This window comes from Streptococcus suis, from assembly GCF_016743335.1.
GTDB lineage: Bacteria > Bacillota > Bacilli > Lactobacillales > Streptococcaceae > Streptococcus > Streptococcus suis_Y.
Map to the genome: position 1 here is coordinate 1 of NZ_WCJE01000023.1, position 26,141 is coordinate 26,141.

22 protein-coding genes, 3 tRNA genes and 1 other annotated feature are annotated in these 26,141 nt (G+C 36.7%); of the genes, 8 read left to right on the forward strand and 17 right to left on the reverse strand.

The window, feature by feature from the left end; translation table 11 throughout:
* Positions 1–7: 7 nt before the first annotated feature.
* From dnaN to F9856_RS07470, 4 genes are all read right to left on the reverse strand, one after another.
* Positions 8–1,144, reverse strand: a complete 1,137-nt coding sequence (gene dnaN, locus F9856_RS07455) for a DNA polymerase III subunit beta (RefSeq protein WP_004194538.1) — start codon at positions 1,142–1,144, stop codon at positions 8–10.
* A 153-nt stretch (positions 1,145–1,297) separates the two neighbouring features.
* Positions 1,298–2,671 carry a chromosomal replication initiator protein DnaA gene (gene dnaA / locus F9856_RS07460; protein WP_202106222.1) on the reverse strand — a complete coding sequence of 458 codons (1,374 nt, stop codon included), beginning with the start codon at positions 2,669–2,671 and terminating at the stop codon, positions 1,298–1,300.
* Positions 2,672–2,873: 202 nt separating this feature from the next.
* A complete protein-coding gene (locus F9856_RS07465; RefSeq protein ID WP_202106223.1) occupies positions 2,874–3,638 on the reverse strand; it encodes a ParB/RepB/Spo0J family partition protein in 765 nt (254 codons plus the stop codon).
* Between the two features lie 60 nt (positions 3,639–3,698).
* Complete coding sequence (locus F9856_RS07470; protein ID WP_202106224.1) at positions 3,699–4,895, reverse strand: S1C family serine protease; 1,197 nt, start codon at positions 4,893–4,895, stop codon at positions 3,699–3,701.
* Positions 4,896–5,069: 174 nt separating this feature from the next.
* Between F9856_RS07470 and rlmH the strand changes: the two genes are divergently transcribed.
* A complete protein-coding gene (rlmH, locus tag F9856_RS07475) occupies positions 5,070–5,549 on the forward strand; it encodes a 23S rRNA (pseudouridine(1915)-N(3))-methyltransferase RlmH (protein ID WP_023371894.1) in 480 nt (159 codons plus the stop codon).
* 24 nt (positions 5,550–5,573) lie between these two features.
* A complete protein-coding gene (locus F9856_RS07480) occupies positions 5,574–6,257 on the forward strand; it encodes a YoaK family protein (protein ID WP_105128751.1) in 684 nt (227 codons plus the stop codon).
* Here the strand turns inward: F9856_RS07480 and F9856_RS07485 are convergent.
* Positions 6,255–6,328, reverse strand: a tRNA-Arg gene (locus F9856_RS07485). The two genes, F9856_RS07480 and F9856_RS07485, sit on opposite strands and share 3 nt — an antisense overlap.
* 111 nt (positions 6,329–6,439) lie before the next feature.
* On the opposite strand from F9856_RS07485, the gene F9856_RS07490 reads away from it, so the two are divergent.
* Together F9856_RS07490 and F9856_RS07495 are read left to right on the forward strand one after the other, a co-directional pair.
* Positions 6,440–6,511: transfer RNA gene (locus F9856_RS07490), tRNA-Glu, on the forward strand.
* Positions 6,512–6,516: 5 nt separating this feature from the next.
* A tRNA-Asn gene (locus tag F9856_RS07495) sits at positions 6,517–6,589 on the forward strand.
* Positions 6,590–6,761: 172 nt separating this feature from the next.
* Here the strand turns inward: F9856_RS07495 and F9856_RS07500 are convergent.
* The 7 genes from F9856_RS07500 to F9856_RS07530 all read right to left on the reverse strand — a co-directional run bounded on the left by F9856_RS07500 (position 6,762) and on the right by F9856_RS07530 (position 12,304).
* Positions 6,762–7,883, reverse strand: coding sequence for a site-specific integrase (locus tag F9856_RS07500; protein ID WP_202106225.1), 1,122 nt, complete (start codon positions 7,881–7,883; stop codon positions 6,762–6,764).
* 62 nt (positions 7,884–7,945) lie between these two features.
* A complete protein-coding gene (locus tag F9856_RS07505; RefSeq protein ID WP_202106226.1) occupies positions 7,946–8,281 on the reverse strand; it encodes a DUF771 domain-containing protein in 336 nt (111 codons plus the stop codon).
* A gap of 3 nt (positions 8,282–8,284) precedes the next feature.
* Positions 8,285–8,734: a hypothetical protein gene (locus tag F9856_RS07510; RefSeq protein WP_202106227.1), complete on the reverse strand. Its 450-nt coding sequence runs from the start codon at positions 8,732–8,734 to the stop codon at positions 8,285–8,287.
* Between the two features lie 72 nt (positions 8,735–8,806).
* Entirely contained in the window at positions 8,807–10,042 is a 1,236-nt protein-coding gene (locus F9856_RS07515) for a replication protein RepA (protein ID WP_202106228.1), read from the reverse strand.
* 143 nt (positions 10,043–10,185) lie between these two features.
* Complete coding sequence (locus F9856_RS07520; RefSeq protein WP_202106229.1) at positions 10,186–10,770, reverse strand: hypothetical protein; 585 nt, start codon at positions 10,768–10,770, stop codon at positions 10,186–10,188.
* On the reverse strand, positions 10,767–11,945 hold the full coding sequence (locus F9856_RS07525) for a cell division protein FtsK (RefSeq protein WP_202106230.1): 1,179 nt from the start codon (positions 11,943–11,945) through the stop codon (positions 10,767–10,769). Before F9856_RS07525 ends, F9856_RS07520 begins: the two co-directional genes overlap by 4 nt.
* A gap of 2 nt (positions 11,946–11,947) precedes the next feature.
* The gene (locus F9856_RS07530) at positions 11,948–12,304 is read right to left on the reverse strand and encodes a hypothetical protein (protein ID WP_202106231.1); all 357 of its coding nucleotides are present in this window, start codon (positions 12,302–12,304) and stop codon (positions 11,948–11,950) included.
* A gap of 287 nt (positions 12,305–12,591) precedes the next feature.
* On the opposite strand from F9856_RS07530, the gene F9856_RS07535 reads away from it, so the two are divergent.
* Positions 12,592–13,134 carry a hypothetical protein gene (locus tag F9856_RS07535; protein WP_202106232.1) on the forward strand — a complete coding sequence of 181 codons (543 nt, stop codon included), beginning with the start codon at positions 12,592–12,594 and terminating at the stop codon, positions 13,132–13,134.
* Positions 13,135–13,166: 32 nt separating this feature from the next.
* Here the strand turns inward: F9856_RS07535 and F9856_RS07540 are convergent, their stop codons facing one another.
* A complete protein-coding gene (locus tag F9856_RS07540; protein WP_029176100.1) occupies positions 13,167–13,502 on the reverse strand; it encodes a helix-turn-helix domain-containing protein in 336 nt (111 codons plus the stop codon).
* A gap of 149 nt (positions 13,503–13,651) precedes the next feature.
* On the opposite strand from F9856_RS07540, the gene F9856_RS07545 reads away from it, so the two are divergent.
* A complete protein-coding gene (locus F9856_RS07545) occupies positions 13,652–16,288 on the forward strand; it encodes an SEC10/PgrA surface exclusion domain-containing protein (RefSeq protein ID WP_202106246.1) in 2,637 nt (878 codons plus the stop codon).
* Between the two features lie 416 nt (positions 16,289–16,704).
* Here F9856_RS07545 and F9856_RS07550 read toward each other — a convergent pair whose 3' ends face one another.
* From F9856_RS07550 to F9856_RS07560, 3 genes are all read right to left on the reverse strand, one after another.
* Entirely contained in the window at positions 16,705–19,284 is a 2,580-nt protein-coding gene (locus F9856_RS07550; RefSeq protein WP_202106233.1) for a YfhO family protein, read from the reverse strand.
* 36 nt (positions 19,285–19,320) lie between these two features.
* Entirely contained in the window at positions 19,321–20,943 is a 1,623-nt protein-coding gene (locus F9856_RS07555) for an ABC-F family ATP-binding cassette domain-containing protein (RefSeq protein WP_024376051.1), read from the reverse strand.
* A 64-nt stretch (positions 20,944–21,007) separates the two neighbouring features.
* A complete protein-coding gene (locus F9856_RS07560; RefSeq protein ID WP_013730698.1) occupies positions 21,008–21,880 on the reverse strand; it encodes a YitT family protein in 873 nt (290 codons plus the stop codon).
* Between the two features lie 101 nt (positions 21,881–21,981).
* Positions 21,982–22,189 (forward strand) — a binding site (T-box leader).
* 49 nt (positions 22,190–22,238) lie between these two features.
* On the opposite strand from F9856_RS07560, the gene trpS reads away from it, so the two are divergent.
* Positions 22,239–23,264 (forward strand): tryptophan--tRNA ligase, encoded by a 1,026-nt coding sequence (gene trpS, locus F9856_RS07565; RefSeq protein WP_099806534.1) that lies wholly within the window; start codon positions 22,239–22,241, stop codon positions 23,262–23,264.
* Between the two features lie 228 nt (positions 23,265–23,492).
* Positions 23,493–24,974, forward strand: coding sequence for an IMP dehydrogenase (gene guaB / locus F9856_RS07570; protein WP_202106234.1), 1,482 nt, complete (start codon positions 23,493–23,495; stop codon positions 24,972–24,974).
* Positions 24,975–25,045: 71 nt separating this feature from the next.
* On the opposite strand, the gene recF is transcribed toward guaB, so the two are convergent.
* Complete coding sequence (recF, locus tag F9856_RS07575) at positions 25,046–26,140, reverse strand: DNA replication/repair protein RecF (protein ID WP_099833025.1); 1,095 nt, start codon at positions 26,138–26,140, stop codon at positions 25,046–25,048.
* Position 26,141 lies beyond the last annotated feature (1 nt).

Sequence of the window (26,141 nt, forward strand, 5' to 3'; positions counted from 1 at the left end):
ATATTATTTAGTTGGTACGCACTGGTGTAACCAATTGAATAAAATCTTCCCCTTCATTATTTGGAATCAATGTAAATGGACGGACAGAAGAGATAAAGCTAATTTTCACTTGTTCACTAGTTGTGGCTTTCAATGCTTCTATCAAGTAAGTTGGGTTAAAGCTGATTACTAAGTCTTCACCTGATACTTCTACAGTATCTAATTCCTCATTCACACGTCCAACTTCTGGAGAATTTACATGAGCCGATACAACATTATTAGCAATTTCTAGTTTTACTGTACCATTTTGGGTTGCATTTGAAAGAAGACGAGCACGCTCCATCGAGTGACGAAGATTTGCAGTATCAAAAATTGCAGTTGTTTTAAACTCAGTTGGAATTAAGCGGTCTGTATCAGGGTAGGTACCTTCTAATAAGCGTGTATAGAAGCTAATATGCTCGCTTCTAAAAAGGATTTGATTATTTGAAAAGAAGACTTCTACTGTTTCAATATCATCTGTAAAAACTGCAGTAAATTCACGGAGAGAACGACTTGGAATGACAACATTAAAATCATCACCAGATGTATCAAGGACCAATTTCCGTTGGCTCATACGGTGTGAATCTGTTGCAACAGTTTTTAGATTTTTATTTTCTGTTAAAACAAAATGAACACCCGTAAGAATAGGACGACTTTCTTGTGTAGAAGCTGCAAATGCTGTTTCATTAATTGTTTGTTTTAATACTTTGGTTTCTAACACCAATGGCTTTGAAGTTGGAACTTCCTGTAAACGAGGATACTGTTCTGCTTCTTTTCCCTTTAATGTGATTTCAGACTTACCACTTGTCAAAACGATTTGCTTTTGTTCAATTTCATTGAAGTCAAGGACCAAATCCGGCATACTGGATACGACATTAATAAAGAAACCAGCTTCTAAGAGAATGGAGCCTGGAGAACTGATCAAAAGTCCTGCATTTTCATCTTGAATAGAAATAAAATGTTCAATCGAGATTTGTCCATTTGAACCAGTTAAAGTGATTCCTTCACTAGTTACTGTAATTTTTACTGTTGAAAGAATTGGAATAGCATTTTTTGTACTGATTGCCCGTTTAGTAATACTAAGTGCTTGTAGAAATATATTTTTATTAATAGAAAATTGAATCATGGATTCTCCTTTATTTATTATCTATAAGGTTAATAGTAATAGTAGTCTCTGTGTATTCTGTGGAAAAGTGATGAAAGACCAATAAAACTGCAGAAACTAACTTGTTCACAACTTGTGGAAAAAACAGAGCTTTTTTGAAAAGTTATACACAGGTTAACGAAGTTTATTTTTTATACTGGTAATCTCTATTTCTAAATTCTCATCATCCAAGAGGAGAGTTTTTATTTTATTGTATGCATGCATAACGGTTGTATGGTCTCGATTACCAAATTCTTTCCCAATTTTTGGAAGGGAATTGTCTGTCATTTCACGTGCTAAAAACATAGCAACTTGTCGCGCGTGAACGATATGTTGAACACGCTTAGAACCTTTTAATTCTTTTAAGCTGACACCGTAGAAATTTCCCACTTCGGTTTGGATTTTCTCAATAGGAATAACCATATTTTGTGGATTTGTTTGTTTTCTTGATCGAATAGCCTCAGCAGCAACCTCGACACTTATCTCAGACAGTTGCCGCATAGTGGCTATCAAATGGATATCTTTTAAGGCACCTTCAAGGTCACGTACGTTCGAATCAAATTGCCCAGCTAGATAGGATAGCGTCTCATTTGTAAAGTTGTAAGGCAGGTTCTCGCACTTGTTACGTAAAATTGCGATACGTGTTTCAAAATCAGGTGGAGTGATTTCACTGGTTAACCCCCATTTGAAACGTGTTACTAGTCTTTCTTCCAAATTATCTAAGTAATCGGGATTACGGTCGCTTGTGAGTACAATCTGCTTATTTTTTTCATGAAGCGCATTAAAAGTATGGAAAAATTCTTCCTGTGTTGTTGCTTTATTACGGAGAGACTGAATGTCGTCAATTAGAAGTAAGTCCAGATTACGATAGGTTTTTTTGAAACTTTCCATATCATTGAGACGGAGGTGTTCTAAAAATTCATTGATGAATGTTTCCGATGAGACATATTTTATCCTTGCCTGGGGATTATCGGCTAGAACCTTATTTCCAATCGCATTTAAAATATGAGTTTTTCCAAGACCAGGACCACCAAAAATGAATAATGGATTGTAGAGCTCTCCTAAGTTATCAGAAACAGCTAGTGCAGCTGCTTTTGCCCAGTGATTATTATCTCCTTGTACAAAATTAGCAAAGGTGTACTGGGATTTTATATCAGAATGAACCGGTTTAAAAGTTTCTTGAGGAGTAGCCGACTCAGATGTCTGTACCTGGTGAACCACTGAACTTCTTGCGTTTGTAGTGTTCTTAATCTCCTGTTCATCCTCTGTAAATTGATACTGGATGGCAAGAGGCTCTCCGTAGATTTCAAAACTAGCGGCAATCATTAACTCTTCGAAGTTTTTTTCCCAGAAATCTTTTTTAAATGGACGATTTAAGAAAATATTGGCAACTTGCTGGTTGATTCCGAGTAATTTTGCATCAGCGACATAAAAATCATAAATAGATGGCTTAAAATTTACCTTTGCCAATTCAATAAATCGTTGCCAAAAAAGTTGTTCTTGGTTCATATTTTCCCCCTTTCACATTATATTCGTTAGAATAGTGTACCATAAAAAACAAAAGTTTTCCACAGATGATTTTAAAAATCCACACTGTTAAGAAAAGTTTTCCACAAGATGTGAATAAAAGTCAGAACCCTTTCTGGTCCTGACTTTTTGTAATAATTTTAGTGTGGAAAAGAGTGTTTATAAAAATAAATTGTAAACAAGTCTATTTAAAATTGTTGATAATTCTTTCGAATTCATCGAGGTCATTAAAGCTAATCCGAATTTCTCCGCTCCCGTTTTTCTTCTTGATAATTTTTGTAGCTGTTCCAAGAGTTTTACTGAGTGAATCTTCCTGTTCTTTTAAAAATTGGTCGCGTTGTTTAAGCTTAGTGTGTTTTTTCTTATTTGCAGCTATTAATTTTTCAAGCGTACGCACACTTAAATCCTTTGATAAAATGAGTTGAACCCATTCGGCTTGCTTTTCTTCTGAAAATGACATCAATTGTCGCGCGTGCCCTTGTGAAATTTTTCCTTCTTCTACAGCTTGTTTAGTCTGAGATGATAGATTTAGTAGGCGCAATAAATTACTGATATATGGTCTTGATTTTCCCATGATTTGAGCAACTTCATCATGCGTTAACCCTCTACTAATCAATTTTTGATAAGAGGCTGCTTCTTCTATCGGATTTAAGTTAGAACGCTGCAGATTCTCTATGATAGCCTGATAGAGTAAATCATCATCAGTTAGTTCTTTTACCACTGCTGGTATTGTAGTCAGTCCAGCTAATTGACTGGCTCGCAACCTTCTTTCTCCAGCTAATAATTCGTATCCGATAATAGAAGATTTTCTTACAATAATCGGTTGAATTAAGCCATTTTCCCTAATGGATTGAGCGAGCTCAAGTAGCTCCTTTTCATCAAAATGAATTCTTGGCTGATAGGGATTGGGATGGATTTCTGAAATATTTAGTGTACGTAATTCTTCCATATATCCTTATTCTAGCAAAAAAAACGAGACTTTACAATTGTGTAAAGTCTCATTTGTCAATTATTCGCTAAGCTCTTCTGTAGAATGTGTCAACTTAATGTCAACAGTTTGTTTCTGATTATTGCGGTAATAAGTTACAGTGATTGTGTCTCCAATTTGATGTTTGTAGAGAGCGCTTTGGAGATCACTCGTATTTTGAATAGTTTCTCCGTCAATCTCAGTAATGACATCAAAAGTTTCTAATTTTCCATCTGCAGGTAGTCCACTTTGTGTAGAGACAATTACGACACCAGATGTTAATTCCGTATTTGATAATCCAGCTTTTTCCAATTGACTAGTTGACAAGGTCGTCAAGTTAACCATATGAACTCCAAGAGCAGGTCTGCTAACTTTTCCAGCTTTCTCAAGTTGATTGATAATGGCTACGGCATCATTTGCAGGAATAGCAAATCCCATCCCTTCCACAGCCACACCTGAGCTACTTACAGAACTTGAGGTGATTTTGCTAGAGGTGATACCAATAACTTGTCCTTGGATATTAATCAATGGTCCTCCAGAGTTTCCAGGGTTGATAGCTGTATCGGTTTGAATAGCGTTGGTTGAGATTGTTTGACCATCTTCTGATTGTGAAGTAACTGTCCGACTTAGGCTAGAAATAATACCTTGAGTAACTGTATTAGCGTAGACGCTACCTAGAGGACTACCAATTGCGATAGCAGTTTCTCCAACTTTAATTGTATCGGAATCAGCAAATTCAGCAACAGCAGTGACTTTATCTGCTGATATTTTTATAACAGCTATATCAGAATAGGTATCGGAACCAACGAGTTCACCGCTGATTTTTTCTCCAGATGCTAAAAGAATATCAATCTTTTCTGCGTTATTAATGACATGCGTATTTGTTACAATATAGGCATATTGATCATCTTTTTTGTAGATAACACCAGATCCCTCCCCAGCAACGGCTAGTTCGTCAGATGATTCAATATTTCCAAAGATAGCACCAAGACTATTGTTGGCTGATTTTTGGTAATTAATAACAGACACAACAGCATTTTGTACTTTCTCTACAGCTTTTGTGGTGGAAGTTTCATTATTGTATTGAACATTGCTGACACTAGTGATGGCAGAATTTGCTTGTTGAACCTGTGGCTGGAAGAAAGAGGCTGATAAGGCCCCGACAAGACCACCCAAAAATCCAATTACAAATAAAATCGTAAATTTCAAATATTTTTTCATATAAGGAATCCTTTCCATTTCTTTAATTTTCCTTAAGATTACTCTTGCTTTCTTAATTATAGCTTAAAGTTTTCAAAAATCAATCCACAACCTGTGGATAACTCTGTGAATTATGTGAAAAAACTCTAGCCATATCCTGATTTTCTAAAAATATTTTCTGTCGTACGCTTGTGGATATGTTACAATTATTTTATGAAAATAAAATTGATTACCGTTGGAAAATTGAAAGAAAAGTACCTCAAAGAAGGTATTGCAGAATATAGTAAACGATTGGGACGATTTGCTAAGTTGGATATGATTGAGCTTCCTGATGAAAAAACACCAGATAAAGCCAGTCAGGCAGAGAATGAACAAATATTAAAAAAAGAAGCCGATAGAATTATGTCTAAAATTGGAGAGCGAGATTTTGTCATTGCCTTAGCGATAGAAGGCAAACAATTTCCATCGGAAGAATTTAGTCAAAAGATATCTGACATTGCAGTAAATGGGTATTCAGATATAACTTTTATCATCGGTGGTAGTTTGGGTCTCGATTCTTGTATTAAAAAAAGAGCTAATTTGTTGATGAGTTTTGGACAGTTGACGCTCCCCCATCAACTAATGAAATTAGTTCTCATCGAGCAGATTTATCGTGCATTTATGATTCAGCAGGGAAGCCCATATCATAAGTAGTTTCACGTGAAACAAGGAGTGAAAATGAATCAAAAAGAGTATCGTGTTTTTGAGGGATTGAGAATTGCTTGTTCATTAACGTTTATCAGTGGTTATTTAAATGCCTTTACTTTTGTGACTCAGGGTGGTCGCTTTGCTGGAGTACAATCTGGAAATGTTATTTCCCTAGCTTATTTTTTAGCTAAAGGTGATTTTGCGCAGGTAGTTAATTTTTCCATTCCCATTTTATTTTTTGTATTCGGACAATTTTTTACCTACTTAGCAAGAAGGTATTTTGAAAAACAAACATGGTCTTGGCACTTTGGTAGTAGTGTAATGATGTTAGTTCTTATTTTACTAACTATCATTCTCTCACCTATTATGCCTGCGTCTTTTACAATTGCTAGTCTAGCCTTCGTAGCCTCTATTCAAGTAGAAACATTTAGAAGGTTACGAGGTACTCCGTATGCCAATGTGATGATGACAGGGAACGTCAAAAATGCTGCTTATCTCTGGTTTAAAGGAGTTATTGAAAAAGATTCAGAACTTAGAAAAACAGGTAGAAACATCTTATTGACCATTATAGGTTTTATGCTAGGTGTCATCATATCTACTCACCTATCCTTCAAATTTAAAGAATATGCCCTTATTGGTCTGATTTTGCCAGTTTTATATATTAATTATGAATTATGGCAAGAAAAAAGACCTACTCGAGGTAGGTCTAAATGATTCCAGCAGGATTCGAACCTGCGACCGTTCGCTTAGAAGGCGAATGCTCTATCCAGCTGAGCTATGGAACCTTAACCATTTTATTTTACATTAAACAAAGCACTCTGTCAATACAATAAAAAATCAAAAAATGTATTGACAAACAAAGTCACATGTATTATACTAGTTATTGTTCTAAAAATGGTCCGTTGGTCAAGGGGTTAAGACACCGCCTTTTCACGGCGGTAACACGGGTTCGAATCCCGTACGGACTATTTCTTCCGCCATAGCTCAGTTGGTAGAGCGCATGACTGTTAATCATGATGTCACAGGTTCGAGCCCTGTTGGCGGAGTAGATAAAGCAGAGGAAACCTTGAGAAATCAAGGTTTTTTCTTGTTTTGGTCAAAAGTTGGTCAATGAACTTACAAATATTTCAACTTCTACTATATATTGGATAAGAATGAAAAAATAGTGAAAAAATGGCATGAATAATCATACAATAGAAAAATTTGGTCAAAAAACGGTCAAATGGTTGCTGACATGATTTTCCTAATTTTTTCAGTTTCTTCCTCCTCTTTTTCCTTAATAAGATGAGAGTAAGTTTCTATAATCTGCTTTGTGTCCTTATGACCTACGATTTTTGAAAGTGTCCAAATATCGATTCCTTCCGCAAGTAAGATACTGATGTAGGTGTGACGTATACCAGTAGCAGTTAGAACTTTTGGAGTTATATTTAGTTGATAAAGTAGTTCGCTAAGACAAGTGTTGACTGTTTTATTTGACGGTACACCATAAATAGGGTCAACAAATAAAAGATTATCTGGATTCTCAAAATCAATAGAATCTTGTTCCTTAAGTAGTTTGTCAAGTACTTCTATTACAGTATCATCAATTGGAATATTTCGCACAGATGTTTTTGTTTTAGGGTCTGTAAACTCATTTTTCGCTGAATCGTATCGTCGATAAGTAATAATCTCTTTGTTTTTCCAAAGTATGCAATCCCAAGTTAAGCCTAATACCTCTCCAAATCTCATACCAGTCTTTAACTGTATGTAAAGAAGATAGTAAACTAAGTTGTCAGTATAGTTTACATTGTTGTAAAGATAATTAACTAACTTTTTATAATCTGCTTTACTATGAATATACTTATCTTCTTTTGATTTTGCTGGTTCTAAGCCAGTAATCTTTACACCTATTGTAAAGTCATGAAAATCAAGTCGGTCTTGCTTAGCAAATTCTAGAACTTTCCTAACTTCAGAATTTAAACGTGCAACATTATCACGACCATTAGTTTTGGCAAATTGATTGATAAAGAGTTGATAGCGACTAGCCTTTATATTTACTAAAGGCATATTTCCGAAAAACTCTTCAATTAGTTTACCACGTTTTATGTGTTTGTTGAGTGTCGCCTGTTTTTTATTTAAAGGCACGATATGTAGTTCATACCATTTTTTCCAAAGTTCATGTAAACTAATTTGTCTATCAATCTGAGAGCCTTTTAACAGTCGAAGTTCTATTTCAAGTGCTTCCATTTCAGCTTCTTTTTTAGTTCTAAAACCAGAATTAGAAGCTATGACTTTTCCTTTATCATCAAATATTCTATAATCCCATAATTTTTTCTTACCTCTTTGTCTATAAGATGCCATGTCGTTACCTCACTTTCATAAAAAGCAGATAACCAAGGGTTGTCTTGGTTATCATAGCATAATTATTTGAAAATTTCTAGAAAATTTCGTTCAAAAAAATCACGTGTTTTACTAGCCAGAAAGTAATAACGTCCGCCTTGATTCAGAGGGTACTTCACGAATCCGTCTTTATTTTGGTCAATATCAATTTGTTTGCGAATAGTTGGCTTGTATAGGACGTTTTCTAAAAACCAAGGTCTAGAGACTGAAAGTAGTTCTAGGACCTCATTTAAGGTCATGTATTGACCTTGAGAGCTTTGTTTTTTGAGGGTTTGATATTCTTCCACGCTTACGATTAAATGCGTAGAAGGAAGCTTCACAGTAATATTGTCTAATTGTATTTGTATTGTATCTATCATAAACTACTCCTTTTCCTTAAAAGGAAATTCAATTGTTGTAAGGGATTCAAAGTATATCGCTTCTTTATATCTTTGAGGGATAGCAGCTTTTGCATGAAAGATTGTCATTTCTAAAAGTTCATTGAGAAGTTGCTCAGTTTGAGCGAGAGCCATATGTTGTGATTCTAAAGTTAAATTTGAATCCATAAAATAGAGTAGATGTAAAGTTTCATAGCAAGATTTATAATTCATAAATAATGGAACAATAATATAGTTCAGATTTGATAGGAAATATTCTGCTTCATGGAATTGTTGTAATTTTTCTTTAGAAAGATTTTTTAAGATATGTAAACTACGTAAAAAATAATTCATATTATAAAATGCGGCTTCATGTGTCTCTAGTACTAATTCAGAAATTAAACTGACATTTTGTATTGCACGGTTAATAAATTCTTGTTTTTGTTCTTGTTTCATAGTAGTATTCCTCTAATAGTTAAATTTGTTATAATAGTATGTGAGAGAAGTTTTATCTTCTCATCTATATGTTTAGCTATCGCTGTCAGTCTCGCTTTGGTCGGTTGAGGTCTTGTCAGCGGTAGTTTTTTGATTAGGAGTATAAGTATAATCTGATGATGCATCGTCTTCAGTTATATAGTTCTGAATTAAATTATCGAAATCTAACTTATTTTTAACCAGTGTTAGATAATCATTCATTGTCATTGTCAGACTTTTGTATTCATTATCAATAGTTTTGCTGTGGTATACAATGTAATGAATGCGACGGTACAGTTGTTGAATCGGGTCGTGTTTACGTTTTTCATCAGGTACCAACATTGTGTAAATTTGATAAGGCGTGAAGATGCTAGAGATATGAACAGTATCCCAAAGAGCATAGATATTACTATAACGTGCATGAACTTGGTTTGGATATACGTCAAGCAGTTTCAAAAATGTTTGATAATCAATATCGCCTTTAAATTCGTCCATAAATAGAATAGGTTCGCCTGTGTAGTTATCTAAGCCACCAGTCCCGTAGTCTGATAGAACATAGACGCTATCTGTCCCAAATTCTTTTTTCAGTTGAACTTGCATAAAGCTCTTCCCTGTTCCTGAGCCTCCTAAGTGCCAATAGATAGTCATATTTTTGACCAATGGAGCATTTTCAACTTGCATTTGATAATAGTGTTCCTTAATCATTTTTGAAAATTTTCGGTAGGAAAGGTTCTGACGCATAATCTGTTCAGGCGTCAGACCAGTTTCAAGAAGCTCTTGAATAGTTTCTAAGTCAGTACGTTTGCCTTGCTGATTGGCTTCGATGATGCCGTGGTTAATCATTGGAACAACAGTTGTGTGTGACTTTTCTTCATGTTTTCCACTTTTGTTTAAATATGCAATGACTTGTTCACGACTGCCCCGAGTTAATTCCACATGAATAGCAGGATAAAGTTTTTGGATAGCTGAAAAGCGTGTTTGATTTTTGGCTTCTAAAATCAGATGTGCGTGGTGCACCCCATTGGCTCCGATTTCATAGTTTGCTGCGGCTGACCGTTTGTCTTCTTTAGTGTTTATCCATAAATATATAAGATAATTGACCATGTCTTCTTCTGAATATGATTTATTTGGGTCAAGATTGGCACGAAATTCTTTGACTAATTTGCGAGTTTTGTCCGAATACTTTGGGTCGTCAAAGCTTGTATCATTCAAATCAAATAATTTGTCAATATTATTCAATGTACAACAGAATGAGCTTGCTTTAAATTGTGAATCAAGTTCTTTAGTCATTTATTAATTCTCCATTTGATTTTTTTGTCTTGTCTTTTAGGTGATGTAAGGGTAACACTAGCCTTACATCACACCTTAGACATGGATTGTTTTAAGTTTTGGTGCTGGTGACTTGCTTGCCTTCAGCAGCAGCCACCGCACCGTTATTTGCGCCTAGTCGCTTCTGAGATGACGATACGACTATTTGGCAATCGTATAAAGTCGGTAAACATATAATTATCATCAAGTAGGTTCAATTCGTTCTTTGTTCTTGGTAATAATTCTTCTATCTGTTTTTGGCTTTCATTATTGGGTGGTAGTAGCCATATAGCAATTGCTCTGTCAGTGTAATAGGTCACGGTTAAAGTCAGCAATGAATGATTAGCTTTCTTAGTGATAATTTGCTTCGTATGGATTTGATGCACAGACTCTTCAAGTGATGGCTCAACATTGATTTGGGTACAGTATCGCCTAATTTTCCAAGTTGCAATGTAGGATTTGATGCTATTACTGAAATAATCAAACTCTGCATTACGATTTCCCAACTCAATAATGACAGTAAAGAAAAGTAAAGCAACTGCAGCTATCATAATCAAGCGAAGAGTTAAAATGAAAAGTACAGCTGCAAAAAATGATGTAAGATGCATTTGAACAATCAAGTACCAAGCAATTCGTTCGATAAGTGTAGTTGCTAGTAGCGTGATGATTGAAAAATTGATAAGATTATATTTGTTAAAATAATGTTTCATGAAACCCTGTCCTTTCGAATATTATAAGTCGGTGTTAACAATGGCATAATGTGGGTCTGATGCTTGCTGTCAGTAAATTTGATAATACCTGTACCGATACCAGCAGGAACAACAATATTTGAAACATCAGTATTCGGTAATAGAAATTGACAGGTATTTGCGTTGACTTCTCCTAATATACAAACGCAATTTAGCTGTTCACGAACAGCTGTGTTACCACCGAAAGCATTTGCATCAAACCTTTGGCTTAGCAAAACAAGGCTGATTTGTGTTTGACGACCTAGCAGTGCTATTGTACCTAGGAGTTGTGAAAAGGCTTCACGAGCCTGTTTTGAGCTTCCCTGTACCAGTGCTAGCAGTTCATCAATGACCACATAAATTCGTTCAAATTTCTTGTCAGGGTGTTTTAATAGGATTTCTTGTCGTTCAAAAAGTTTGCTAATGACACGCCCTAATACCTCATTGATTTCTGTAATAAAACTATTAAGATTAGCTCCCTGTGTCGGCGCAAAGACCTCTAATCCTAATTCCTTCCCTAAAAGATAAATATCAGATAGTTTTGGGTCTATACAGATGATTTGGTTTGTAAACTTTTTCAAGCATAGGATAAGGTAGCGAACAAAGTGAGATTTACCTGAACCTGACGCCCCCGAAATAGCTAGATGTACCACGGTATTCATATTTAGGTTAATTCCGTTGACACCGTTTGCCATCAAGGGAATACAATTATCAGAAACACGTTCATTGATGAAACGGTTAATGTCTTTGATTTGTAAACGACTAGGAACACCGTCTAGCCATGGAAAAAAGAATGCTCGTGCTTGATTTGGATTATCAGTATCGTAGGGAACAAAATAGGCGTTATTCTGAGGTAATAATGTCTTATAAGGATACAGAATACCTGCACAAATTGCATACAGATTAAAATAAAGTTGCGCACTTATTGGATATGATACAGGGAGATTTGGAATGAACAACATTCCGCTATCGTTACTCAAAACTTTAATGTCGAAGGAATTAAGATAAGAAGATTCATCATTAATATCAAGAGCATTATTCAAGTTGCGTAAAATAAACTGTGCTAGTGTATATTTATCTTTACCGAATTCAGTTGCATCAGGAACAGTTGTTCCTGATGCTTTCTGAATCTGGCTTTTGTTAACCAAAAATGCCATAGTTACTTACCTTTCTTGATGCCAGTTGCACGGAAATAGACTTGACCGTAATTATTTTCGAAGGCTTCTAGACCTTCAAATGTTACCGTATCACCAATCTCGAACTCACTTAAATCAGGTTTATTCCCTAAAGCAAACTTTACTTTAAAAGGGTTTTGAGTATCGGTGGCAACATAAATATGATATGCTTGTACATTGTCGGTACGCTTCATTTTTTCTTTACCGTTGATAACTTCACCTGTCTTGATAAACTCATGTTGATTCTCAACAAGCTTTCCAGCTAGTTTCAGTACTTCATTATCAAGAAGTTCTTTTGCAAGGCTAGCACTGTAGCCATTTGTTTTTTTATAAAATGCCATAATAGGTCTCTCCTTTTAATTAACAATATTTGAAGCATTTCTGCCTGAGCGATAACAAACTGAGTCTGTTATTTGACGACAAATAACAAATTAGCGCTGTTTTGTTATGGCTCTATAATAGCAGAGAATAATCGATTGCACAAGAGAAAAAACGGTTATGCAACTGAAATAGCCGTTTGTTATGATTGCCGATTGCTTGACAAACGGATATGTGGTTGGTACAATACTGTTTGAAAATAATCGGTTGACTTTGAGATTTAGCCGTTTGAATAATAAAGGAGGGAAACATGGGACGAGTATCTAGAGATTATGAAGATTATAAAGGAAAAAGATATTATACAAGTGCTCATTTAGCCAAAAAATTATATCTTTCTTCTGAGAGAAGTCGTGCTATTTTGCAGGGATTTGAATATAATTCTGATTTGGGAACAAATCCAAAATTCTATGATGAGGAAACTATTAACAAACTGATAAATGATTACAACAGTAATAGTATTAAGAGGCAATCACTTAAAAAAAGGAAAGAAAAACGTGAAAAAGCAAGGGCAGAATTAGAAAAGGGTTTATATGATAATGCTGCCCCAATGACAACTGATGCAGTGGCAGATTGGTATCTAGTTCAAAAGCGTATAGAAAAAGACCTTGTGCCTACCATGTTAAAAAACTTGTTTGCAGCATTAGGTCATGAATTTGATATGGAAACATTTTATAGTGATGTTGAAAAAGTAGAGAGCTACAATCGGTCGGTAGGTAACTTTGGTTTACCTCGTCCTCAAGAAGTTGTAGAAGCAGAAGACAGGTTATTAAGTAATAATGGTTACTTAAAATAAAAGAAAACCGCTAGGATTTTGCATCTTAGCGGTTACTTTAGTTTTAGCTGGTTTATGATAGTATTAAAAGCAGAGAGAACTTCTTCTTGTTGACCTTCAGGAATACTTTTAAGATTAGCAATAAAATCTGCAATATGAGGATTATCATCTTTAGGGGTTATGTCAAAAAATGATGCTATATCACAATCAAGAGCTTCCATTACTTTTTCTAATGTATTGATTTTTATATTTGTTTCTAGGTGTTCCAATTTATAGACGTAGTTTGTACCTAAGTCTGCCATTGCTTCAACTTGTTCTTGGGTTAACCCTTTTTGCAACCTTAAAAGGCGAATTCGTTTGCCAATAAATGTTCGTAATGATTGTTTCATGATATACCTCACGATACCAATATTACAGCTTTTGACGACAAATATTAACTTCTTAAAAAGTTGCAAGCAACTTTACAAAGTTGTTTATATGTGTTAAAATCTATGTAAAAGCAACTTCAAAAGGTTGTTTGTAATAATAGGAGAAAACTATGAACAAAAAAACACTTAAAACTCTAGCAACAGGTGCTGCTATCACCCTTGCAACCGTTGGTGCGTCTAACGTATCAGCAAATACACAATATGGAATTCAATTAAACCGTGTTACTGGTGAATGGCAAACTGTCAATAATGCTACAGGCGAAATTGTAAAATCTGTACCAAATGAAACTTATTCTTCTTATGAAGAAGCTGAAGCATCATTAATGGCATCAACTGTTGAAACACCAGTTGCAACTGAAACACCAGCAACAGAAACTAATACTGTTGAAGCACCTAAAACTGCTGCTGATGTTAAATCAGAAGTTGACGCACAACAAACTGTTGTTGATGCTACTGCAACAGAAGCGGGTCAAGCTCAAGCTGAAGTAGACTCAGCTAATCAAGAAGTATCTAACGCTCAATCTGCTGTTGATACTGCAACCCAAGCTGTAGCTGACGCAGAAGCAAACGCTGCTAAAGCAACACCAGAAAACATTGCAGCTAACCAATCTGACCAAACAGCTAACCTTGCTGACCAAACAGCAAACGCTGCTGAAACGGATGAAGTCAATGCTGAAATCGCATCACAGACACAAGTTGTTGCAGATGCCAAAACCGCTGTTGATACTGCCCAAGCAGAAAAAGACCAAGCAGATAGCGCAGTAGCGTCTAAAGCAGCTGATGTTAAAGCAGCACAAGATGCTCTTTCTGGTACTGGTCTTGCGGAAGCTCAAGCAACACTTGACCAAGCTACAGCTGACGTCAAAACAGCACAAGATAATGTTACAACTGCTACTACAGCCGTTGATACAGCTAAAAAGGCAGATGCTGACCGTCAAACTAAAATTGATGCAGCAACAACTGACGTTGCAGTCAAAACAGACGCTGTCGACACAGCAAAAGCAAAATTGACTACTGCACAAGATACTGTTAAAACAACAACTGAAGCAGTAACTAAGGCTACTGATGCTGTCAAATCAGCAACAGACGCTCTTGCAAATGTGGATACTGTTACAATCGCAGACTTGACTCAATTCAAAGCTGATAAAGCTGAAGGTGACTCAGACTTTATGACTGATTCTGGTGCTACTGCTATTGAGCAATCTTCAACTAAGATTGGTGAAGCTGATAAAAATGAAATCATTGATGTTAACAATTTGACTGAAAAACAATTGCAAAATTTTGCATTGTACAATCTACAAATTATTAACGCAATTCGTAAACAATTTGGTGTTGCTGAAATTCCATTAACAACAAATTCAATGAATGAAGCTAAAATCCAAATTGCAAATTATATCAAACGTGATAAACCAATTACAGGTTACGGTCACATTAGTAACGATACTCATGCAGAGAATGCTACCAGCGTTATTCCATCAGTTCGTACTATGTATGATTTAAAAGAATATGCATACAACTTTGTGACAGTTGCCGCATTCGCTGATGCACCATCAAATTGGGGTCACTCTGCAAACATTCTAAGTCCAAATGCAAAAGCTCTTGGTGTTGGTATCGGTACATTTGGTGGTCAACTTCATATTATCAATATGTTTGATTGGTACTCAAAAGATTCTGGCACCCCAATCACCAACCCAAATGACCCAGCAACACTTCAAGCAGCACTCACTCAAGCTCAGGCAGCTCTTACAGCAGCACAAACTGCATCTGATGAAGCAAAAGCTAAGTTGACCCAAGCAAGCTCAGATTACGCTACCGCACTTGAAGCTAAAACACAGGCAGAGAAAGTCCTTGCTGATGCTACTGCCACACCGCTTCAAACACAGGTAGCAGAAAATAACCTACGTCTTGCAACCATTGCTCTTCAAAATGCTGAAGCTCGCAAAGCTGACGCTCAAAAAGCTGTTGACAACTTCTCAGCAAATCTTGCTGAAAAGAAAGCAGCTCTTGATACTGCTAAAGCTGAACTTGTTGCAGCACAAGCTACTGCCACTGCAAAAGCTGAAGTTCTTAAAACAGCTCAAGCTAACCTTGCAAGCCAACAAGCAACACTTGATAGCTTGAACAAAGAGCGTGACGCACTCCTTGCAGAAAAAGACCGCTTGGTTGAAGAAGCAAAAGCACTTGCTGAAGAATTGAACGGTTACTTGAATGCTCCTGCAATTCTTGCTGACGCACAAGCAACTCTCACAGCAAAACAAGCTACTCTTACTGAAGCACAAACTAAAGCTGAAACTGCACAAACTAAACTTGAAACTGTTACTGCTAAACTCAACGAAGAAAAAGCTAAATTGGCAGAACTTCAAGCAGAATACGCAACAGTTAAAGAACTTGAAGACAAAGCAAAAGATAACATCATTGCTACTCTTCCAGACGGAACAGTTGTCGCAGTACCAAAAGATGCACCAACTGCAATGGACAAGCCAGCTGTTGATGTTAACGTGATTAAAGATGCCGTTGCAAAAGGTCAAGATGTGAAAGTTGTTGATGGTAAGGTTGTGGTGACGGAAGCACCAGCGGGTGTAGCCGTGACACAAACAGCTACTGGAGAAAAAGTGACCTACTCACGTGTCGAACGTGCTAAGACCTTGCCAAACACAGGGGCGCAAACAAGTCTGTTGGCACTCGCAGGTGTGACAGCATTGTCTAGTCTTGGTCTTGCAAGTGCAAGAAGACGCAAACAAGGATAGTTAGCTAAAATGAAAAAATCTTCTTACTTAGCAGTAGGAAGATTTTTTGGATTCCAAAAAATTTCGGAAAGACTACGCTATTCCAACAATTTTTAGGAATGTTAATAGATTTAGAAAATTTTTAGTTACTCCGAAACGTTTCTTTGTCAAAACTTGGTCAGAGTGTATTTTTATAAAAATTCTGTATAATTCAGAAAAAACGTAAATATTTTAGAAAAATTCATTTGGTCAAAATTTGGTCAAATTACTGCTTTTTATTACTCCATAGATAAGTAACAAACCCTTGATTATCGCTATTTTTGTTATCTATTTTAACTTATTTTAACGTATACTTATCTGTTGGCGGAGTAAATAAACACTAGGAAACCTTGAGAAATCAAGGTTTTTTGTTTTTTACAAGAAAAAACCGAGAAAGTTTAGGATTCTCGGTTCTTAGAATAATAGTATCCAATGAATTGATAGGAGAAAAATACAAAAACTGCACCAAAAGAAATCAGTAAACCTAGATAGAAACCATTTGGTATAAAGGTTAAAACTAGTTTAGTTTGACCTGGACTTACATCCACTTTCATAAAACCCTCTTGCGCTTTTTGGATTTTAATAGGTTTACCATCAATGGTTGCATTCCATCCTTTATCATATGGTAAAGTAAGGAGGAGTGAGGCTTCTTTATCGGTTACAAAATCAACGGTTACTTTATTACCATCAGTTTTTGTTATTACTTGTTTTTCTTGGAGAATGGAAATAGCCTGTTGGAAAGCTAATAAGTCCAATCGATAAAATTGTGGTTTATCAAAAGAAACTTGATTATTTTCAGGAAAATATACATCGACTTGAACTTGTACATCTGTAGTAAAGCTCCCCACATTGAAGAAAGAGAAAGCATTATCTAGTGTAAACTCACTTGACTGATTGTTGACAGTAATGACAACCTTTTTTTGATTCTCATTTGAGAATGTTAAATTTGGCAAATTTAAGTATACTTGGCTATTTGCAGGTATATTTACTAAGAAAGTTACCTTTGCAGCATCCTCATTGTCAACTTTGTTGACAGTCATTCGATTGCTCAATTCAACTGTATTTCGTGAAACAACATCTGATAAAGTGTGGTAGTATTTTTGAGATAGCCCTGTTAGTTGATTAAGAAAATTTGTTTGATTATCGAGAGTCAGATTTGTAAAATTGACATCTTTGTAAATCCCTTCAGTCAATAGGGCTAACCCTAGATTAAAACTATTTTCGTAAAGATTAATAGTAGACTGACTCTGATTCAGTGTGAAACCAAACTTATTTGGGTCCGTAGTAGCTAAATTATATTTGACTCCGAATAGGCTATCAGCAATAATTGTATTATTCTGATAACGAAGATTCAAATTGGTACCGTCTGAACGGAAACCGAGCTTATCTAGTACTGAGCTGGAAGCACGATTTCGAATGGAGGAGAATTGAGAAATACCATTGTAATTGAATTTCATGCTATCATTGCCAGTTTGTGGTAATAGACGTTCTATACGATAAAATGAATCAGTTTTAGTCTTTGTAGACTTTACAATACTGTCAATATCTGTCAATTTTTCTTCATAGTTTGATCGGCTAGGAAAATGCCATTCATCAGAAATCCCCTGAACCTGATAATGACTATGTAATCCAAGTTCTAAGAAAGTGAAGAACAATAAAACAATATTAATCCATTTTAAGGATGATTTATAGCGAATCATTGCTACAAAAAGAATGAAGTAGGCTATTAGAAATTCTAGTGTGAGTAGGAAATTTACATCCGTTAGAAACTCATAATGATCTCTAAAAATAAAGGTAGAAGTAAAACAAATGAGTAAAAATGAAACAATCAGAGTAAAATTTTTAATACTTACTTGACGTAGTCGTACCAATGTCTCTGCTGCTAAATAGATAATGGTTATTGATAGAGCCCATGCATAACGATAGAGGAACATGTTTGGCGTATGCATACCTTGCCAAAAAAGATTGAGTGGTTGTAGGTAGAAACTTGAAATAATGAATGTAAAGAATAGAGCATAGGAGAGTTTGACAGTTGGTTTTATTTCTTTTAATGTAAAGAATAATAAAGCGAGTATTAATGGAACGAGACCAACAGAGATCATGGGAATAGAACCAAATTTTGTTGTATCAAAGCTACCAACTAAGTTTTTTACAAAGAAGTCCAGATACCAAGAGTCTTCGGTTTTTAGGTTGACAATTTTTGTAAATGTCTCACCGTGAGTTTTTAAATCCAAGTAGGTTGGTAACAACATAAACATGCTGCTTAGAGCAGATAAAATTGACACTATTGTAAAGTTGATAAATCTTTTGATTCTCTGACTATCTATCCATGATAATTGAACCAATGTCCATAATGTTAGAAAAATAGCCACCATATACCCGAAGTAATAGTTTTGGATAAACAAGCATGTTAATGTTATGTAGTAGAGAATCGGACCCTGTTTTTTTAATAATCGATGCAATCCAAGAAGAATTAGTGGGAGGAGTATAAAAACGTCTAGCCAGTTGTTTATTTCTAATTGACTTGTACTAAAACTCATCAGAGAAAAACTAGTAGCGAGTAATAGTGCCCATTCTTCTTTCAAATTTTTATGGATACCCTTTAGACTGAAATAAGTTGACAACCCAGTCAATCCAAATTTGACAATAGTGACAAGGTAAATAGCGTCAGGCATGGATTGTAAATCAAAGAAAAAGACAATTGGAGATAGGAATGAATCTAGGTAATAGGAGGATAGAGCATAAAAATTGAGTCCTAAACCACTTGAAAATGTGTAAAAGAGAGAGCCGTCTCCGTGTAAAGTATTTCGTAATGTTTGATTAAAAATAACATACTGGTGGAAGCCATCACTGGCCAATATTGTTGTATCACTTCCCCACCAGATTCCTTGAAATGCTAAGACGATAGAAATAATGATCAGCGGAATAAGGAAGGATAAGAGATAATAAATGGATGTTTTTGTAAATATTTTTTTCATAGATTTAAAAGAAAAGGCGAATGAATCGCCTTTTTATTATGCTTTCCAAAGTTCTTGTACTTTAGCTTGTACTTCAGCATTTTCCAAAAATTCATCGTAAGTTTCATCGATTCGGTCGATAACACCGTTTTTAGAAATGACGATGATATGGTTTGCTAAAGTTTGAATAAATTCGTGGTCGTGGCTGGCAAAGATGATGGACTCTTTGAAAGCTTTCAAACCATCGTTCAGACTGGAAATTGACTCCAAGTCCAAGTGGTTGGTTGGATCATCTAAGACCAAGACATTTGACTTGAGGAGCATGAGTTTTGACAACATCACGCGCACTTTTTCTCCCCCTGACAAGACATTTACAGGTTTGTTAACCTCATCTCCTGAGAAGAGCATACGCCCTAAGAAACCACGTAAGAAGGTATTGTCATCTTCTTCCTTGCTAGCAAAATTACGAAGCCAATCAAGGATAGATTCATTGGTATCAAAGTCTCGTGTATTGTCTTTTGGTAAATAGGATTGACTAGTAGTGACACCCCACTTGACAGTTCCTTCGTATTCGATATCTCCCATAAGTGCACGAATCAATGCTGTTGTTTGGATGTCGTTTTGACCAATAAGAGCAGTCTTGTCACCTGGACGCAGGATAAAGCTGATATTGTCAAGAATCGTTTCACCATCGATGACAACTTTTAAGTTCTCAACGGTCAAAAGGTCATTACCGATTTCACGTTCTGATTTGAAGTTGATAAATGGATACTTACGGCTAGAAGGAATGATTTCTTCCAACTCGATTTTGTCCAACATTTTCTTACGTGAAGTAGCTTGCTTAGACTTAGAAGCATTAGCAGAGAAACGGGCAACGAATTCTTGTAATTCCTTGATTTTTTCTTCAGCTTTTGCATTACGGTCAGCTTGTAGTTTAGCTGCTAGTTCACTGGATTGTTTCCAGAAGTCATAGTTACCAACGAAAATCTTGATTTTACCGAAGTCAAGGTCGGCCATATGGGTACATACTTTGTTTAAGAAGTGGCGGTCGTGTGACACGACGATGACCGTATTTTCAAAGTCAATCAAGAAATCTTCGAGCCAGTTGATGGATTGGATGTCCAGACCGTTGGTTGGCTCGTCCAAAAGAAGAACATCTGGTTTACCAAAAAGTGCCTTAGCCAAGAGGACCTTAACCTTCTCACCGTTGGTCAATTCGCTCATGTTTTGGTAGTGGAGGTCTTCTGAAATGTTGAGGTTTTGGAGCAATTGAGAAGCTTCACTTTCAGCTTCCCAGCCACCAAGTTCAGCAAACTCACCTTCTAATTCAGCAGCACGAACACCATCTTCATCAGAAAAATCTTCCTTCATGTAAATAGCATCTTTTTCTTTCATGATGCTGTAAAGTTGCTCATTCCCCATGATAACAACGTCAATCACGCGCTCATCTTCATAGTCGAAATGGTTCTGACGTAGCACAGAAAGGCGTTCGTCTGGTCCAAGTGAAATATGACCTGTTGATGGCTCGATGTCACCAGCAAGAATTTTCAAAAATGTAGATTTACCGGCCCCGTTTGCACCAATCAAACCGTAGGTATTTCCTGCTGTAAATTTGATATTGACATCGTCAAATAATTTGCGGTCGCTAAAGCGAAGCGACACGTCTGATACTGTAAGCATAGTTTCTCCTCTATTTCTGTCTATTAGTTTTATTGTACTAGAAAGAACTTGAATTTTCAATGAATTACATTGGAATCAAAATATCTTCATCATAATGTTTATGGTCTTTTTGAAGACTGAAGCCACGTCCACGCACCTGACTCGCAGGCATAACAACCATAAAGGCAGTTTCATCAATTTCTAATACCGCTGTCTCCAGTTTCTGCATTTCTGGAATAGAGATGGTGGTCATCAACATGCGCTTGTCAACCCCTGTAAATCCACCGATAATTGGAAGTTCTGTTACACCGCGATCAGCAACTTTAGTAATATAGTCTTTAATTTCTTCTGATTTTTGAGAAATAATCATGACATTTCGAGAAGATTGGGTACCAGACATCATGCGGTTAACAATATAAGTAATGGTCATTAGGGCAATAATCGAGTACATAACAGTATCAGTATCGAAGGCAACAAATCCAAGACCAACGATAATACCATCAATAATAGCCATTGTCAGACCTAATGATAAAGGGGTGTACTTGTGAATAAATTGAATAAGAATACCTGTTCCACCAGTAGAAGAATTTCCAAGGAAGACAAGCCCAAGTCCAAAACCTAGGATAATTCCACCGAAAATAGCAGCTAGGAGAGGATTTTCTGTCAAGTTGGGTAAACCTGCTGTCAACTTGATGCAAAGAGGATAGATGATAGCTCCATAGACAGTTTTGATAAATACAGATTTTCCTAAGAAAAACCAACAGATGATTAATAAAGGGATGTTACAGTAGAGGACAAAATCAGACGGACTCCATCCCAGAAGAGCATTGAGTGCGATTGCTAAACCTCCGACACCACCAGATACGATATTATTCTCTAGAAAAAAACTGTTAAATCCAATGGCCATGACAATTGATCCGAGTGTGACAGAGATAAAGTCCTTTATACGTTCTTTCATATATTCTCCTTGGTTAGTGTTATAAAAGCAATTTCTATTATCCCTAATTTAGACAGTATCGTCAAGGCTTTGTCAGCTTGACTTTCTAATTTTTTGCGGTTATAATAGGAATCAATCAGAAGAGTAGTAAGTGGATAATTTTTAGAGAGTTTGTGGTTGGTGTAAACAAACAAGAGTCGCTTATGAATGGACTGAGTGAATAGAATCTGAATAAATAAGGATTCGGCTAGCAGGCCTTATGTGCAAAAAGATGTAAGCATTATTTAATGCTTATAAGTGAGGTGGCACCGTGTCCTTGACGCCCTCGCACAGTTTTCTGTGCGTGGGCTTTTATTATGTAAAAAAAGGAGAACATTTTATGAGTAAACCGATTATCCTAACAGGAGACCGTCCAACAGGCAAATTACATATTGGACATTATGTTGGTTCGTTGAAAAATCGTGTTTTATTACAGGATGCAGGTCAACATGAACTTTTTGTCTTTTTAGCAGACCAACAAGCGTTGACAGATCATGCAAAGGAACCGCAAAAGATTGTTGAATCCGTTGGAAACGTAGCACTAGATTATCTAGCGGCAGGACTTGATCCAGCTAAGACAACAATTTTCATCCAGAGTCAAATTCCTGAATTGGCAGAGTTGACCATGTACTACATGAACTTGGTATCGGTGGCTCGTTTGGAACGCAATCCGACTGTAAAAACCGAGATTGCTCAGAAGGGATTTGGCGAAGGAATTCCAGCTGGTTTCTTGGTTTATCCTGTTTCTCAAGCGGCAGATATTACAGCCTTCAAGGCAAACTTTGTTCCAGTAGGAAATGACCAGAAACCTATGATTGAGCAGACTCGTGAAATCGTTCGTAGTTTTAACCATGCTTACCAGACGGACATTTTGGTGGAGCCGGAGGGCATTTATCCTGAAAATGAGGCAGCTGGTCGCTTGCCAGGTTTGGACGGCAATGCCAAGATGTCTAAGTCACTTGGAAATGGTATTTATCTGGCAGATGACATGGATACGCTCAAGAAGAAAGTCATGTCCATGTACACTGATCCCAACCACATCCGTGTTGAAGACCCAGGTAAGATTGAAGGAAACATGGTTTTCCACTATCTTGACGTCTTTGGGCGCGAAGAAGATAAGGCTGAGATTGAGGCTATGAAGGAGCACTATCAACGTGGTGGTTTGGGCGATGTGAAGACCAAACGTTATTTGCTGGACATTTTAGAGAGAGAATTAGGACCAATCCGTGAACGCCGTCTGGAGTTTGCACAGGATATGGGACAGGTTTATGCCATGCTGAATGAAGGAAGTCGCAAGGCTCGTCAGGTTGCGGCCACTACCCTTGATCAAGTAAAGGATGCCATGGGAATCAACTACTTTAAATAAGGTTAACAATAAAAGAGCAATGTCATAAAAACGTTGCTTTTTTTATTTGTTTTATAATAAAGTAAAAAACAAACGTTCGATTTTCTAAAAGAAAGTAGTAAAGAATTTTCTGAATTTTTATCATTACTTATTTTAAAGCGAATAATAATTGACAAATGATTTCAAAATGTTATCATAAATAAAATAATTATAGCGATAGCTAGTAACAAAAAAGAAAAGAGGAAGAAAATGTCAAACTGGGACACTAAATTTTTGAAAAAAGGCTTTACCTTTGATGATGTATTACTTATTCCGGCTGAAAGTCATGTATTGCCACATGATATTGATTTAAAAACACAATTAGCACCAAATTTGACCCTTAATCTTCCGATTATTTCTGCTGCCATGGATACAGTAACAGATAGCAAAATGGCTATCGCTATGGCGCGTGCAGGTGGTTTGGGAGTTATCCATAAGAATATGTCTATTACAGAGCAGGCTGAAGAAGTGCGTAAGGTAAAACGTTCTGAAAATGGCGTCATTATCGATCCATTCTTCTTAACCCCAGAACACACCATTGCTGAAGCTGAGAAATTGATGGCTACTTATCGTATCTCCGGTGTGCCAATCGTTGAAACATTGGAAAATCGTAAATTGGTTGGTATCATCACCAACCGTGATATGCGTTTCATTTCCGACTATTCACAGCCAATTTCGACCAACATGACAAGCGATGAATTGGTGACAGCGCCAGTTGGAACAGATCTTGCGACTGCGGAGGCTATTCTTCACAAGCATCGTATTGAAAAATTGCCATTGGTTGATGAAAATGGTCGCTTGTCAGGCTTGATTACCATCAAAGATATTGAGAAAGTGATTGAGTTCCCAAATGCTGCGAAGGATGAATTTGGTCGTCTCTTGGTTGCGGGTGCTGTTGGTGTTACATCTGATACTTTTGAACGTGCAGAAGCCCTTTTTGAAGCGGGTGCAGACGCGATTGTCATCGATACAGCTCACGGTCACTCAGCAGGTGTTCTTCGCAAGATTAAAGAAATTCGTGAACACTTCCCAACTCGTACCTTGATTGCCGGCAACATTGCCACAGCTGAAGGAGCTCGTGCTCTTTATGAAGCTGGTGTTGATGTTGTGAAGGTCGGTATTGGACCAGGTTCAATCTGTACAACACGTGTCATCGCAGGTGTCGGTGTACCACAAGTGACAGCTATCTATGATGCCGCTGGTGTTGCGCGTGAATATGGTAAAACGATTATCGCTGATGGTGGTATCAAGTATTCAGGAGATATTGTCAAGGCACTTGCCGCTGGTGGTCATGCCGTTATGCTTGGTTCTATGTTTGCAGGAACGGATGAAGCACCAGGTGAGACAGAAATCTTCCAAGGTCGTAAGTTCAAGACCTATCGCGGTATGGGCTCTATCGCTGCCATGAAACAAGGTTCAAAAGACCGTTACTTCCAAGCATCTGTCAATGAAGCCAACAAACTTGTTCCAGAAGGAATTGAAGGACGTGTAGCCTATAAAGGTTCTGTTGCAGATATGATTTTCCAAATGGTTGGTGGACTTCGCTCAGGTATGGGCTATGTAGGTGCTGGTAACTTGACTGAATTGCATGAAAATGCACAATTCATCGAAATGTCAGGTGCTGGTTTGAAAGAAAGCCATCCACACGATGTTCAAATCACAAACGAAGCTCCAAACTATTCAGTTCAGTAAAACAAAAACAAGACCCTCTTGACAGGGTCTTTACTTTTTTGTAAACTTTATTGACGACAGTGTAAACAATCTTATTCTGACTCAGTAACCTTACCAGACTCAATATGGAAGATTTTTAAACTATCAGGTAGCTTATGTAAATGGTCTAAAGATGTCGTTGTAATAAATGTTTGAATCGTATCTGTAATAGTTTCTAGTAGTTTGATTTGACGATTATTATCTAGCTCACTCATAACATCATCTAAGAGTAGAATTGGGTATTCTCGTGTGACCTCCTTCATCAGCTCAATTTCAGCCAGTTTGAGTGACAGAACGAGACTGCGGTGCTGACCTTGGCTACCATAATGGGCATTCATTCCATTTATAAAGAAAGCTACATCATCTCGATGTGGTCCAACTCCTGTATTTTTCTTAAATAAATCACGTTTGCGACACCTTTCCAATTCCGTCAAGAATTTATCAATTAAATTGACATCATCTGTCAATTCGATTGAGGTTTTGTATTCGATTGTCAATTCTTCCCGATTGCCAGATATTTCTTGAACTTTTCTATTTCCAAATTCCTCTAATTTCTTTAGAAAGTCAATACGATGTTGGATAACACGACTACCATATTCAGCAAGTTGCTGATCTAACACGGATAGGAAGTTCTCATCAATCTTATCTGTAGATTTGAGGTAAGTATTTCTTTGTTTTAAAACGTGATTATAATTCGATAGGTCAGAGAGATAGAGTGGTTTGATTTGCCCGAGCTCGACATCGATGAACTTTCTTCTCAAAGCAGGCGCACCTTTTATCAGCTGTAAATCTTCAGGGGCGAAGAGAACAACATTCATGTGGCCGATATAGTTGGAAAGCTTGGCTTGTTTGAGATGGTTGACCTTGGTTATCCGTCCCTTTTCTGTCAACTGTATGTCAAGTGGCACTTTACCATTTGTCCGATGGAGTAAACCAGAAATAGATAATTCCTTTTCTTGAAACTGTAGTAGGTCCTTATCTGTCCGTGTTCGATGACTTCGTGTTAAGGCTAAAAAATAGATTGATTCTAAAATATTGGTTTTACCTTGGGCATTCTCACCCAAAAAGACATTGAGCCCCTTGTTGAACTCAATATCTTGTTGACTGTAATTGCGAAAGTGCCGTAATGCTAATGTTTCAAGCCACATT

Excerpts from the sequence above, each read along its gene's own strand:
- dnaN (WP_004194538.1), bottom strand. The coding sequence starts at position 1,144 with ATGATTCAATTTTCTATTAATAAAAATATATTTCTACAAGCACTTAGT.
- dnaA (WP_202106222.1), bottom strand. The coding sequence starts at position 2,671 with ATGAACCAAGAACAACTTTTTTGGCAACGATTTATTGAATTGGCAAAG.
- F9856_RS07465 (WP_202106223.1), bottom strand. The coding sequence starts at position 3,638 with ATGGAAGAATTACGTACACTAAATATTTCAGAAATCCATCCCAATCCC.
- F9856_RS07470 (WP_202106224.1), bottom strand. The coding sequence starts at position 4,895 with ATGGAAAGGATTCCTTATATGAAAAAATATTTGAAATTTACGATTTTA.
- rlmH (WP_023371894.1), top strand. The coding sequence starts at position 5,070 with ATGAAAATAAAATTGATTACCGTTGGAAAATTGAAAGAAAAGTACCTC.
- F9856_RS07480 (WP_105128751.1), top strand. The coding sequence starts at position 5,574 with ATGAATCAAAAAGAGTATCGTGTTTTTGAGGGATTGAGAATTGCTTGT.
- F9856_RS07500 (WP_202106225.1), bottom strand. The coding sequence starts at position 7,883 with ATGGCATCTTATAGACAAAGAGGTAAGAAAAAATTATGGGATTATAGA.
- F9856_RS07505 (WP_202106226.1), bottom strand. The coding sequence starts at position 8,281 with ATGATAGATACAATACAAATACAATTAGACAATATTACTGTGAAGCTT.
- F9856_RS07510 (WP_202106227.1), bottom strand. The coding sequence starts at position 8,734 with ATGAAACAAGAACAAAAACAAGAATTTATTAACCGTGCAATACAAAAT.
- F9856_RS07515 (WP_202106228.1), bottom strand. The coding sequence starts at position 10,042 with ATGACTAAAGAACTTGATTCACAATTTAAAGCAAGCTCATTCTGTTGT.
- F9856_RS07520 (WP_202106229.1), bottom strand. The coding sequence starts at position 10,770 with ATGAAACATTATTTTAACAAATATAATCTTATCAATTTTTCAATCATC.
- F9856_RS07525 (WP_202106230.1), bottom strand. The coding sequence starts at position 11,945 with ATGGCATTTTTGGTTAACAAAAGCCAGATTCAGAAAGCATCAGGAACA.
- F9856_RS07530 (WP_202106231.1), bottom strand. The coding sequence starts at position 12,304 with ATGGCATTTTATAAAAAAACAAATGGCTACAGTGCTAGCCTTGCAAAA.
- F9856_RS07535 (WP_202106232.1), top strand. The coding sequence starts at position 12,592 with ATGGGACGAGTATCTAGAGATTATGAAGATTATAAAGGAAAAAGATAT.
- F9856_RS07540 (WP_029176100.1), bottom strand. The coding sequence starts at position 13,502 with ATGAAACAATCATTACGAACATTTATTGGCAAACGAATTCGCCTTTTA.
- F9856_RS07545 (WP_202106246.1), top strand. The coding sequence starts at position 13,652 with ATGAACAAAAAAACACTTAAAACTCTAGCAACAGGTGCTGCTATCACC.
- F9856_RS07550 (WP_202106233.1), bottom strand. The coding sequence starts at position 19,284 with ATGAAAAAAATATTTACAAAAACATCCATTTATTATCTCTTATCCTTC.
- F9856_RS07555 (WP_024376051.1), bottom strand. The coding sequence starts at position 20,943 with ATGCTTACAGTATCAGACGTGTCGCTTCGCTTTAGCGACCGCAAATTA.
- F9856_RS07560 (WP_013730698.1), bottom strand. The coding sequence starts at position 21,880 with ATGAAAGAACGTATAAAGGACTTTATCTCTGTCACACTCGGATCAATT.
- trpS (WP_099806534.1), top strand. The coding sequence starts at position 22,239 with ATGAGTAAACCGATTATCCTAACAGGAGACCGTCCAACAGGCAAATTA.
- guaB (WP_202106234.1), top strand. The coding sequence starts at position 23,493 with ATGTCAAACTGGGACACTAAATTTTTGAAAAAAGGCTTTACCTTTGAT.
- recF (WP_099833025.1), bottom strand. The coding sequence starts at position 26,140 with ATGTGGCTTGAAACATTAGCATTACGGCACTTTCGCAATTACAGTCAA.